General features: G+C 48.8%; 11 protein-coding genes and 1 tRNA gene. 3 read left to right on the top strand and 9 right to left on the bottom strand.

Annotated features, from left to right (window positions below; genetic code table 11):
• Positions 1–51 precede the first annotated feature (51 nt).
• Genes argS through GWK76_00285 form a run of 7 tightly spaced genes read right to left on the bottom strand, consistent with a single transcriptional unit; the run spans position 52 to position 7,578 of the window.
• Complete coding sequence (gene argS / locus GWK76_00315; protein ID QHU91785.1) at positions 52–1,683, bottom strand: arginine--tRNA ligase; 1,632 nt, start codon at positions 1,681–1,683, stop codon at positions 52–54.
• A gap of 30 nt (positions 1,684–1,713) precedes the next feature.
• The gene (locus GWK76_00310; protein ID QHU91784.1) at positions 1,714–1,869 is read right to left on the bottom strand and encodes a hypothetical protein; all 156 of its coding nucleotides are present in this window, start codon (positions 1,867–1,869) and stop codon (positions 1,714–1,716) included.
• Positions 1,870–1,922: 53 nt separating this feature from the next.
• Positions 1,923–3,500: a CTP synthase gene (locus GWK76_00305; GenBank protein ID QHU91783.1), complete on the bottom strand. Its 1,578-nt coding sequence runs from the start codon at positions 3,498–3,500 to the stop codon at positions 1,923–1,925.
• A 49-nt stretch (positions 3,501–3,549) separates the two neighbouring features.
• The gene (locus GWK76_00300) at positions 3,550–3,723 is read right to left on the bottom strand and encodes a hypothetical protein (GenBank protein ID QHU91782.1); all 174 of its coding nucleotides are present in this window, start codon (positions 3,721–3,723) and stop codon (positions 3,550–3,552) included.
• 58 nt (positions 3,724–3,781) lie between these two features.
• Positions 3,782–4,180, bottom strand: coding sequence for a hypothetical protein (locus tag GWK76_00295; protein QHU91781.1), 399 nt, complete (start codon positions 4,178–4,180; stop codon positions 3,782–3,784).
• A gap of 19 nt (positions 4,181–4,199) precedes the next feature.
• Positions 4,200–5,177 (bottom strand): ribonucleotide-diphosphate reductase subunit beta, encoded by a 978-nt coding sequence (locus tag GWK76_00290; protein QHU91780.1) that lies wholly within the window; start codon positions 5,175–5,177, stop codon positions 4,200–4,202.
• Positions 5,178–5,193: 16 nt separating this feature from the next.
• On the bottom strand, positions 5,194–7,578 hold the full coding sequence (locus GWK76_00285) for a ribonucleoside-diphosphate reductase subunit alpha (protein ID QHU92544.1): 2,385 nt from the start codon (positions 7,576–7,578) through the stop codon (positions 5,194–5,196).
• 216 nt (positions 7,579–7,794) lie between these two features.
• On the opposite strand from GWK76_00285, the gene GWK76_00280 reads away from it, so the two are divergent.
• Positions 7,795–9,033, top strand: coding sequence for a hypothetical protein (locus tag GWK76_00280; protein ID QHU91779.1), 1,239 nt, complete (start codon positions 7,795–7,797; stop codon positions 9,031–9,033).
• A gap of 4 nt (positions 9,034–9,037) precedes the next feature.
• Here GWK76_00280 and GWK76_00275 read toward each other — a convergent pair whose 3' ends face one another.
• The gene (locus GWK76_00275) at positions 9,038–10,111 is read right to left on the bottom strand and encodes a hypothetical protein (protein ID QHU91778.1); all 1,074 of its coding nucleotides are present in this window, start codon (positions 10,109–10,111) and stop codon (positions 9,038–9,040) included.
• 21 nt (positions 10,112–10,132) lie between these two features.
• Positions 10,133–10,224 (bottom strand) — tRNA-Ser (locus tag GWK76_00270).
• A gap of 75 nt (positions 10,225–10,299) precedes the next feature.
• Between GWK76_00270 and GWK76_00265 the strand changes: the two genes are divergently transcribed.
• Complete coding sequence (locus GWK76_00265; GenBank protein QHU92543.1) at positions 10,300–11,436, top strand: ATP-binding cassette domain-containing protein; 1,137 nt, start codon at positions 10,300–10,302, stop codon at positions 11,434–11,436.
• A complete protein-coding gene (locus tag GWK76_00260) occupies positions 11,433–12,650 on the top strand; it encodes an FtsX-like permease family protein (protein QHU91777.1) in 1,218 nt (405 codons plus the stop codon). The genes GWK76_00265 and GWK76_00260 overlap by 4 nt, the downstream gene beginning before the upstream one ends.
• Positions 12,651–12,727: the final 77 nt, after the last annotated feature.

Here is a 12,727-nt window from a genome sequence, read left to right as displayed (position 1 = left end):
CAGAAAGATGCTCTTCCATCTCTGCTGTATCATACAATATTTACTAATATTTTACAATTTATCAGGGGCAACGATACCAAGAATGGTGAGTCCCGCCTTCAAAATATCCGCGTACACTGCCACCAAACCGACGCGGTGCGCTTCTTTATCGCTGCCGACAACTTGGTTTTTCTCGTAGTAGCGGTTGAATTCTTGCGCCAGCTCAAACAGGTAGGCGCAGACATGATGCGGCTCCAAACTTTCGGTAGCGCGGTTAACCGCCTCGGCGTATTCACTCATTTTCCTGACTAACAGCCGATCTTCGTCGAACAATTCTGTCGGAAATGCAACTGCTTGCTCAGATTTTGCCAAAATTCCTCGCGCCCGAGCGTGTGCATATTGCAGGTAGCTACCAGTGTTACCCGTCAAACTAACCGCGTCGTTAATGTCAAACACTACGTCGCTACCGATTTTTACCTTCAGGAATTGATAGCGCAACGCGCCCGCCACTACTTCGTCGGTCGGCTCGCCGCCAGCTTGCTTGATGGCTTTTTTGAACTCGTTAAACAACCAATCAATGGTAATCACCTCGCCAGTACGCGAACTCATTTTACCAGTCGTTAGTTTAACTAGTCCAGTCGCATAATTAAATAATTTACCTTTCAGCTCTAGGATTGCGAGTTCACTAGCAGCGATCACCCCGCGGAAATACGCCGCCTGCTCTTCGCCATTGACGGTAACTGACAAATCTAAGTTCGGATAATCCTGATGTTTCAACTGAATCAGCCCCATGTCGTGTGCGCCATACAGCCCGTTGCCGTGCGAACCGATAAACACATTATCAAACGCACCATACTGGCTACCCTTGAAGATATATGCGCCATCCGACTTGGTAAAGATCTCTGGGGTTTTTTCTTTGATCAAGGCCTTGCCTGGTACTTCAGTCTCGCTCTCGACATAACGCCGCTCAATTGGCACATTTCCCAGCCGCGCCACATTGGCGTCAATTTCATCAAAGCTCCAGGCCTTACAAATCTCGTACACCTGCTTGTACAGCGGATCGTCCAACACAAACGATTGCTTGGCCAGCTCATCAATTTTCACCCGTGCCTCTGGTGATTCCTTGGCTGCCCGCGCCCCTTCAACGTACATACGGCTCATAAACTCGTTGCGCTTATCAGCCGGAATAGCGTTTAATTTGCTGACATCGCCGTCAATTTCGCGAAGAATCGCCCACATACTCTTGCCGACATGCGTACCGACATCACCGTGGTAACTGACCCGGTGTACCGCCGCGCCGTCCACCGCCAGTAAGTTCGCCATGGTGTCTGCCAAAATCGCATTCAAAGCGTGACCAATGTGCATGGCTTTGAACGGATTCGGGCAGTTGGTCTCAATAACGACCGTTTGACCTGAACGATTGGTGGCTGGTCGCACTTTCAACGACTCAAGCACCGCTTGATCGCTCAATTTCACATTGATAAAGCCTGGCCCAGCCACACTGACCTCGCTAAACTCCTGGCGGCCACGCAGCTCTTTGGCAATCGCCTCGGCAATCTCGCGCGGACTTTTGCCCAGTGGTTTCGCCAACTGCAGCGCCACATTCGTCGCAAAATCACCAAATTTTGGATCAGGGCGCGTCAACTGCACCGATACATCCTGATCAAAAAGTTGCTTCACCGCCTGAGAAATAATCTGCTCCATACCTTTCAGTATAGCAGACAACAAGCAGTTTTACTCTTGACTCATTTCTTCCAGCTGCAGCAGCGTCACCGAGCTCGGACTCGAGCCCTTGACATGACGCAAAACATACCCAAGCGCCGAGGCATCGTCATGACTTAACGTCGTCCCATCAAGCGGATCATGTGTTTCAATTGTTTCTTCAGCCATTTTTATTCCTTTTTATGTTAGGTACTATCTGGCCGTATGTTAGCATAAGTTTTTTACTTTGTCAAGCTGGCTCGAATCAGCCCGTCAAATAGTGGATGCGGGCGGAACGGGCGCGACTTAAATTCAGGATGAGCTTGCGTGGCCACGAAATACCGATGATGCGGCGCTTCGATAAATTCCACCAGCTGACCGTTCGGCGACGTGCCAGAAATCACCAGGCCGCCCCTCTCAATCGCTTGAACAAAATCTTGATTCACTTCGTAGCGATGGCGATGCCGCTCAATTACCTCTGTTTTACCATAAATTTTAGCAACAAGCGAACCAGATTTCAGCACCGCCGGATAATCGCCGAGGCGCATCGTGCCGCCAGTCGACTGCTTGCCCTGCTGGCCGTCCATAATGTACACCACATTCGCGCCAGGCTCAGCGCCAAACTCTTCGCTGTTAGCATTCGCTACGCCGCCCAAACGCGCCGCCGCAATGACCGCCGCCTGCAAACCCAGGCAAATTCCTAGATACGGCTTGTTGTTTTTTATACAATATTCAGCTGCTTTAATCTTCCCCTCCACGCCGCGCGTGCCAAAACCGCCCGGCACCACGATAGCGTCAACGCTGGCAAAATCAGCTTCACTGGCTGTCTCAGCGTTAATCCACTTGATAGAAATCTCGCTTTTGTTCGCCCAAGCGGCAGACTTTAGCGCCTCGGTCACTGATAAGTAGGTATCAGAATTATCAATGTATTTAGCCACCAAGCCGACGGTTACCCGCTTGGCATACTCAGTAGTATCACGCTGAGCTAGACGTTTCCATCGCTGTAAATTTGGCTCCACTGAATTGTCGGTAAATTCGCCCAATAACTTGCCCAGATCGCGATACACCGTCAATGGCACTTCATACACGGTGTCAACATTTGGCATCATAATGATTCCCTCGCGGCGTACGCCAGACGAAATAGCAATTTTTTCGCCGATACTGCGCGGCGGCTTGTCATGACCCTCAGTCCGCACCGCCACCACATCCGGCATAATTCCAAAACCGCGAAGATCCGCCAGCGCATTCTGAGCCGGCTTAGTCTTATATTCATGCGATGCCTCCAAAAATGGTACATATACCACATGCACGAATAGGCAATTCTCCCGCCCCACATCCAGCGCAAAACCGCGGATCGCCTCGATAAAGCTCAGGCCCTCGTAGTCGCCGACTGTACCGCCAATTTCCACGATATGAACGTCGCCTTCGGCCGCCTCGCGGATAGCTGCCTTGATAGAATTAGTCAAATGCGGCACCATCTGTACCGTCTGGCCGCCAAACTTACCAGCCCGCTCATCGGCGATCAAATCGCGCAGCAATCGGCCTGACAGCGTGGTGTTTTTCCGCGTCAATTCTAAATCCAAAAATCGCTCATAATGTCCCAAATCCAAATCGGTCTCGGCGCCGTCTCTGGTCACAAAGCACTCGCCGTGCTCTTTGGGATTTAGCAGCCCAGCATCAACATTCAGATATGGATCGCACTTTTGGGCCGACACGGCGATGCCCTTGGCCTGCAGCACTGCACCGATACTCGCCGCCGTGATGCCCTTGCCAACGCCTGACAGCACGCCACCAGTAACAAAAATATACTTCTTCGTCATCACTTCTCCAACTTATCAAAAGAGGCGTCGAATTGACACCTCTGTTGTTTTATTCACAACCATCACAGACCGTCAAGCTTGCGGGGTCGAGCGGCGCCGCAATACCACCAGATTTTTTTGCCTGGTCATCAGCTGCCTGCTGCACTGCTTTCATCGCCGCATCAATAGCACTCAGCTTTTCTTCCAGAGACATGTCATCAGTAATAATTTGGGCTGCATTCATTCTTATTTTCCCCTATATTTAGTATAGCCTTATGGTTATTGTACGCTAGTGATAGCGCTTACGCAATAAAATGCGGCCAATTTTCCGTTGTGGTTTTTTCATCAAGCTGGCCAATCGGCATAGCGTAAAACTGCGGCCTGTCAACTTGGGGCATAAAGTTACTGAGCTTCTTGGCGTACGCCTTCTGAGCAGCTGCCAACTCCGCTTCATCAACGATTTCCCGGACAGTTGTTGTCAAGAATACCGCGTTTTTCTGCTCATCCCAAACCACAAACTCTGCCTTGCCGGTACGAAAGGCATTGTGCGCGTGACGTGATGTTGGATCTGACACCCAAATAATCATGTCATCCAGCCGCGCAAAATGCAGCGCCGTTACCAGCGGTGTGCGGTCACGATTGACCGTCGCAAGCGCCCCTACCTCTACCGTATCTAAAATCTTTATTGCTAATTTGTTCATCGTGACACCCTCATCAACCTTATTTCGTGGTATTTACTTCATAGCTAGTATTAGTACTCTCAAAGAAATTAACCAATTCCAACGTGTCATTTGCCGTAGCCATCCATTTGGCTGGGTTGGCTACGTTGTACTCCGGCTCAAATCCAAGTTCAACCAAGCGGCGGTCAGTCATATGCATGACGTACTGATTGACATAATCAGCGTTTAAGCCGAGGATTCCCTTTGGCAGCATATCCTTGTTGTACTCTTTCTCCAGCTCAACTGCCTGCAAAATCAAATTGCGAATTTCCTCGGCAAACTCCTGGGTTTGCAGTTCTGGATTTTCATCCAAAATGGTCAGTAACAAATTGATGCCAAAGGTCAAATGCAAGTTCTCATCCTTGGTGATCCAGTCCAGCAACGTACCGACATTACGCAATAAGTTACGCTGACGGAAGCTCATGCCGACCATAAAGCCCGAGTAGAACCAAATGCCCTCCAGCACAATGTTATAGGCCACCAGCGAGCGGACAAAGTCTTTTTTGCCCTCCAATGTATAGATGTCGAGGTTTGGATCCAGCATGACATCGAGGTGCTTGTTCTGGAAGTCTGCCTTGTCTGCCAGCGATTTTTTACCAAAGCCCGCCGCGTAAATCTCCTCGCGATCAAACGGAAACGTCTCGATAATATATTCAAAGGTCATGAAGTGATTAGCCTCTTCCCACATCTGTTTTGACAGATAGAGCTGCGCTTCAGCAGCGTTGACGTACGGGTAAATGCCAAACGCCAGCGACTTGTTGATCAGTAGCTCGTTTGGATTGAGATAACTAATAACAGTTTTTAGTGCGTGCTTTTCCTCGTCCGATAATTTTTCAAAATCCGCCAAATCCTGCACCAACTGGACCTCGTTAGGGAACCAGGTGTTAGCCACTGCTTGGTTGTATAGGTCGTATGCCCACGGGTAGCGGATTGGGTGCAGTGATAAACCGTCGCGTAGTCCTGAACCTAAAATACCCATTAATATTTCCCTCCTTTTATTTATTAACCTTGGCAAACCCAAACCCGCGCGTTTTAGCACCAGTTCGAATCTTCTGTTCTGCTAATTTTTCCACCGACACCGTGGTCTGCTCTGATTGATGACGCGGCTTAACATGCAAGTAGTAGGTGGTTTTTAGGCCACGTCGCCAGGCTTCAGAATAAATTTCCACATATTCATCAATATCACGAGTCTCAAGATACATATTGCGGCTAATCGCCTGATCCACCCACTTCTGCGCCCGCGCTGCCGCCTCGATAAAGGCGTAGGGGCTAAGCTGGAAGCTAGTCTTGTAGACATCGCGCAGCTTTTGCGGAATGGCGTCGATGTGCTGAATATCACCCTGTGCTGCAAATATTTCATCCTTCAGACGATCCCACAAATTCAGCTCTTTCAAGTCACGAACCAGATTATGATTTACCTCCAAAAACTTACCATTTAAGGTCGAGCGGCTAAAAATCTGCGCAAACTGCGGATCAATCCCCGGCGTTGTACCCGCCACGTGACCGATGTTAGCGGTCGGGGCGATAGCCATCAGCGTCGCATTACGCATACCTTTTTTCACTTTTTTGCGCAAACTATCCCAGTCCAGGCGCGTTTTGCGATCAATCTTTACCTTTAGCTTGCGATCATCAGACAATGCATCCAATGTATCAACTGGCAGCAGCCCCTTGCTCCAGCCGCTACCGTTATATGTCGGATAACTACCGAGCTTGGCCGCTAAATCCGCTGACTGGTCGATAGCGTGGTAGCTGATAAACTCGGTCAATTGGTCGATCAGCTCATAGGCTTCGTTCGATTCATAGCAATAACCGAGTTTTTCCAATACGTCCGAAAAACCCATGACCCCTAGGCCAATCGCCCGCGTCTGATGATTCGAGTTCATAGCTTCTGGAATTGGAGTTTTGGTAATATCCACCAAATTGTCCAATTGCCGAATTGCTGCCCGTGAAGCCTCTTGCAAACGATCCCAATCCCACGTCTTATCCTCACGCAAAAACGCCGACAAATTGATACTAATCAAGTTACAGGTGGCAATATTATCCTTGTCTTGAGGTAAGGTAATTTCTGTACAGAGATTGCTCAGATGAATTGTACCGGTGTTATTATTCAGTGCCCGCACATTAATGGTGTCTTTCCAGGTTAGCCATGGATGGCTAGTGGCCTGCAGGCTAGTCAAAATCTGCTTGAATTGCTGGCGAGCCGACATCTTTTCAAAGACCCGCAGTTTGCCAGCCTCCGCTAATTTGACATACTCTTTATAGCGCGCCGAAAACTCCTCACCGTATAACTCTGGCAAATCTGGCGTTTCTGCTGGATCGAACAGATACCAATCTTGGTCTTTTTGCACCCGCTTCATAAATTCATCAGAGATAAATACCGCGGTGTTGGCAAAGCGCGTCCGCATGTACGGGTCGCCAGAATTGGAGCGCAAATCAATAAATTGCCCAAAATTAAGGTGCCAGTTCTCCATATAAATGGCGGCTGCACCGGCTTTCTTGCCCTTACGGCTAACCGCGAACAGCGCCGTATCGATCATCTTCATGAAAGGAATCGGGCCAGTTGATTCGGTGTTAGTGGTCTTAACTGGACTGCCGGCCGCCCGCAACTTAGTAAAACCGATGCCGATGCCGCCAGTGCCCTTGGCGATAAACATCGTATCGCGCACACTCTTGGCAATTGATTCCATATCATCGTCGACATTCAGCAAGAAACAGTTACTGAGCTGCGGGAAGGAGCCGCCAGCATTGACCCGCGTCGAGCCGCCTGGCAGGTACTCCAATTGGCTCATGTGTTCATAAAATTCAATCGCGGCCGCAGTCGGGTCTGGCTCATTATAGCTAAGCCCCATAGCGATACGCATATGAGTAAATTGCGGAGTTTCCAGCGGGTCGCCGCTTTGTTTGCGCAAGGCGTAGCGGTTTTTATTGGTCATTACACCGAGGTATTTACTGAGATCGTCGCGTTCTGGCCGTAATGCTTCGCCCAATTTTTTCAAATCAAACCGACCGTCACTCATCCGCTCATCAAGCAAACCATCTTTGACCGCCGCTTTAACAAACTTCGGAAACTCCCGCGTGTGCAATTTCTTTAATTCGTCGGCCATCTCATAATCGCCCAAAATACTCTTATAGATAGTCTTTAGTAGCAAGCGAGCTGCGATTTTATCATAATCTGGATCATCCTTGACATTCTGTAGTGTCGTCTGGATGACGGCCTGGTCGAGCTGCTCGGTGGTAATCCCGTCAAATAGCGTCAGCTGCAGCTCGGTCGCTACCTGCACCACCTTAGAAACCTGATCTGGCAACCCATCGCAAGCCTTCAAAATCGTCGCGTTAATTTTATTGGCATCAAACGGCTCTTTCGTCCCGTCGCGCTTGATGACGTTGATTTGTTGCATGTACCCTCCTTAATTTGCCCTGCTAAAAATCAGCCGCCAGTACCCCATCTGGTGGCTCATTTGGATAATTTGCCTTTTTGTTTATTTATGGGTTCGCTACATATATAGCGTACAACACTAACTATAGCCGCTACATATAGTGTTTTTCAAGACATTTGGTAAATTTTACAACCTATTTTTGCTATAATCAGATATGGTATGAAATTTGCCTCAATGCGCGACGCCACTTATTTTTTGGACAAGTTAATCGCCCATCCGCCCGAAAAGCATGATCGGCTGGCGTATGTAGCGCATATTCTGGAAATTCTTGGTAGTCCGCAAAGTCAAATTCCCGCCATCCACATCGCCGGCACCTCCGGCAAGGGTTCAACTGCTTATTATGCTACCAGTTTACTGAACCGGGCTGGTCATACTACTGGCACGTTAGTATCGCCGCATATCGCCAGCGTCGCCGAGCGCTCGCTAATCAACGGACAGCCGCTGCCTGAACAAGAATATTTGCATTACTTCCAAAAGTTCACCGACTTCTACGAGGCGAACAAACTGCACTTGTCATATTTTGAATTTTTGACGATTTTTAGTTTTTGGCTATTTAAGAAAATCGATGTTGATTATATCATAATTGAGGTTGGGATTGGCGGTCGGCTAGATACAACCAACGTGATTTTCCGTTCGCCAACTGTACGCGTCATCACTGATATCGGACTAGACCATACGAAATTATTAGGCAATACTCTGACAGAAATCGCCCAAGAAAAAGCTGGCATTATCCATCAAAGCGATTCAGTCGTGATGAACCGACAAGCTTCTGACGTTGAAGTAGTTGTTCAGAAGCAAACAGATGCACAGAACGCACAATTATCAATTGCTTCGCCAATTATTGACGATTTTCTGAAAATACTGCCGGATTTTCAGCAGCGGAATTGGACATTGGCGTACCGCGCCGTTGAAAAACGGCTGGCACTAGATAAAAAGCCGTTCCTACCAAAAGAAGTTCTGGAAAAATCCGTGTATATCACTATTCCCGGACGGTTAGAGAGGCGCAATGTTGATGGAGTTAACATCATATTTGATGTTGCGCATAATCCCCAGAAAATCCGCGCCCTGGTTGATTCATTACGAAAATTGTATCCGGATAAAAAGCCTATCTTCGTAGTAGCATTCGGGCAAAATAAGCAGTCATCAATAGCAGAATCGCTTGCTATAATTGACAACCTGGCGCAACTAACCTACGCCACCACATTTAGCACCAATTACGGCAAAAATCACCGCAACATGCCGCCGGAAATTATCCGCCATGTCATGAAATCTGCAGTCGAGATTGAACATAATACAGACAAGGCTCTCGCGAAAGCTATCAAGAAGGCCCGGCAACTCGATACGTACGTCGTTGTTACCGGGTCGTTTTATTTGGTGAGTGAATTTGCGGCAAGGTAGATCATTATAATGTTCGGAAGAATTTAACAAAAATATCTTCTAGCTTTTCCTGCTGAGCCACGCCGCTTGCCATAAATTGTTTGGCACCAGGCGTTGCGTTTACCTCTATTACGCCGTATTCGCTATCTGATTGCGTAATATCCTTACACGCCAAATCAACCCCACATATTCGTAAATCAAAGATTCTTGCCACCCTGACAGCTAGATCTCGCCACCGTTGATGCATAACTTCACCGACATCAACTGGCGTTCCTCCTGCTGATAAATTTGATATATCCATCAAACGAACATCTGTGCCTTTCGGTATAATATCGGTCATAGACAGACCCATTTTCCCCAATTTATTCATAATTATAGGTAGCTGCCTTTCAAAATGTATATCTCTACCAGAATCTACCAAGGTCTTATGTTTCAAATCAATTAGCTGTTCTAAATTACTTACTCCATCACCCTTAACAGAAAAAGGTCGTCTCTCATAGGCATTAACTACCTCATCATCAAAAACCAATATGCGATAGTCAGGCATTTTTAATTCTTCTTCAATGACAGCTACTTTAACGCGCTCCTCGTTATACTGGTTAAGAAGCTTATCAAGTTCTTCAGCGGTTTCAACTCTAGCTACACCAACTCCTTGAGAACCTCTGCTAGGTTTAATATAGACAGGAAATCCTAAAGATTCATCAATATAGCCAAGGGCTTCTTTTGTGTCACGCATAGAGTGATTAAACTGCTGACGGTCTGATTGACGCAGCATATCCGCCCACCAAGGTAAAAGAAATTCAGAACCTCTTGCACAATCTATGCCATTTTCTCTAAGCAAAAACTTTGTATACCCCTTATCATTAGCTAATTGCTCTGCGCTTCCTGAATTAAACCCAGGATCATGTCCATATAAAACTCTGTGTTCTCCAGAATTATACTTAATTGACGCCACATACCCATATTCAGGTTCGATAATAATATCTTTTATCTCTGGTAGCTTACCAGCATTATATGCGCCTATCAAAATATTGATTAAGTACGTATAATGTTCTCTTGTTTCTATACGCTTTTCTGTATGATGTTCGTATATTTCCATAATGCCCTCTCAAATATCTCTTGGCGGAAGGACGGGGATTCGAACCCCGGAGGCCCCGTGAAGAGCCTACACACTTTCCAGGCGTGCCAGTTCAACCACTCCTGCATCCTTCCATGATGCATATTATAACAGAAAGTCCGCTAGCGGTTGCAACCAAGGCGGCTTTTTGTCTATAATGAAAAGCAATGATGAACGATCCTTCAACGCGAATTAAACTTACTAATGTAACCAAACGATTTGGCTTTGGTGACGCCGAGCAGGTGGCGCTGGACAATGTCAATCTCGAGGTCAAAAAGGGCGAGTTTATCGCCATCGTCGGCCCGTCTGGCTGCGGCAAGACTACTCTGCTCAACATCCTCGGGCTGCTCGACCACCCCTCAGAGGGCGAGTATTACCTCGACAATAAACCAGTCGAGGATCTGACGGCGACCCACCACGCCACGATTCGTTCGCGCGATATTGGCTTTATTTTTCAGCATTTCAATCTCATTCCACGCCTGACGGTGATTGATAACGTTGCTCTGCCGCTCACTTATAAGGGCATTAGCAAGACCAAGCGCCTCCAAGAAGCCAGCCGAATTTTGCGCAACTTCCATCTGGGCGAGCGCGAATATTATCTGCCGCATCAATTATCCGGTGGTCAAGTTCAGCGTGTAGCGATCGCCCGAGCACTAGTCAATAGTCCATCAATCATCCTGGCCGACGAGCCGACCGGTAACCTCGACTCCAAGTCCAGCCACATCATCATGGAGGAGCTGTCCGATATTCATCGACGAGGCAACACGATTATCATGGTGACGCACAATCCAGAGCTGCTGTCCTATGCCAGCCGGGTGATTTCTATGCTCGATGGGCGCATTGATACTGATACGCACCATATCAAGAAGATCTTTAAGCAAAAGCTGGGCGGTGATGACCAACCAGCAACCCCAGTGAGTTCAACGCCGACACACACCGCAACCACTAAAGCCGAGAAAGAGGAAAAGGCCGAACCAGCAAAAACCGCTCCCGAGAAACCGACAACCAAAGAAGCAGCCACAGCCACCACCCCTGACAAACCTGCTAGCCCAGTGAAATCCCCGGATGACCTCCCGCCAAAGCGACCGCTTGGCGCCACCTTGGCCAAAATAACCACAAAGACTGTTAAAGCCGACAGCAGCCATGGTAAAAAATCAGTAGATTCTGATGCCGCAAAAACAGCTGCTCCATCGACCGAAAAGAAACCCACCCCTAAGTCCGATAAAGCCGACGACGCAAAAACTGATGCCGCCAAATCAACCAAGAAACCAGTCAAAAAAGAACGGAAAGCCACGAAAAAGTCATGACAATGCTCCTCAATAATCACTTCGAGAACGCTACTGAATCACTCAAGTCAAATAAAGTCCGCACCTACCTATCAATTTTTGGCATCATGGTCGGCATCGCCAGCATTACTATTATCCTGTCATTACTGACCGGCACGAGCCGCCTCTTTGGCGATCAGTCTGCCAAGATCTCTGATACCACCGCGCTAATTCGGTCTGGTAGCGAGGCACGGCCAGATTCATTACTATCACTCAACTCCGGACACGCCGCCCAGATGGTGAACACCCTGACCGAACAGGACGCCCGAGAAATTGCCAAGGCGACCAACAACAGCGCCGCACCGCTGGCAACGTTTCACACTAACGTATCGACACCGGACGGTAAGACGAAGCTGGAGCACATCACTGTTACCGGTAGCTCGGGCGAACTGGCGAAACTCGCTGGTCTCAAGTTGCGCGAAGGACAATTCATTGACGAGGCCAACGGCGTCGTGATCGGTAAGCAGCTGTCAATTGACCTATTCGGCACCGAAAAATCCCTCGGCAGCGTCCTCAAGCTTCGCGGCGAGACACTGACAGTCGTCGGCGTCCTCGACGAGCCGGAAACTGCGCCTAGTTACCTCGGTGTTGATTTTAATCGCTCCATCATCCTACCGCTAGCCGTCAGCAAAAAGTTCACCCAAAACACCGCCCAGATCCAGCAAATCCTCATCACTGCCGACAACGGCACGGCGTTGCAAACCAAAATTGATGCAGCCAAAAAAGTCCTCGCCCAGCAGCATCAGGGCGATACCGACTACCACACCTTGGTCGGCCAAGCCATCACCGCACCGAATTCCCACCTGGTGAACGCGCTCTCGACAGCCATGGCAGTCATCGCCGGCATCTCGCTATTGGTCGGCGGTATCGGCATCACCAACATCATGCTAGTTTCGGTCGCTGAACGTCAGCGCGAAGTCGGTATCCGCAAAGCCGTCGGCGCCACCAACCGCACCATCGTCGCCCAATTCCTCATCGAATCAGCCATCATCGGTCTATTTGGCGGCATTCTCGGCTACGTTATTGGCCTCGGCGCGTCGTTCCTCCTCGGTATGTACCTACCGTTCACCCCGGTTCTCGAATGGCAAGCAGCCGCCCTGACTATCGGCGGAGCGCTGATCATCGGCATGCTCTTTGGCATCTATCCAGCCAGCCGCGCTGCCGGTAAAGACCCGATCGAGAGCTTGCGCCACTAATAAGTCTGCCTGATTCTAAATAAAAGCGACGCCCCGCTCCCCGGGCGCCACTTTTTTATTCTCCGGCCCAAATGAGC

The sequence above is a fragment of the Candidatus Saccharibacteria bacterium oral taxon 488 genome, from assembly GCA_010202465.1.
Taxonomy (GTDB): domain Bacteria; phylum Patescibacteriota; class Saccharimonadia; order Saccharimonadales; family Saccharimonadaceae; genus Nanosynbacter.
Note: the sequence above shows the minus strand (reverse complement) of the source record. Positions and strands in the feature narration are given on the sequence as shown.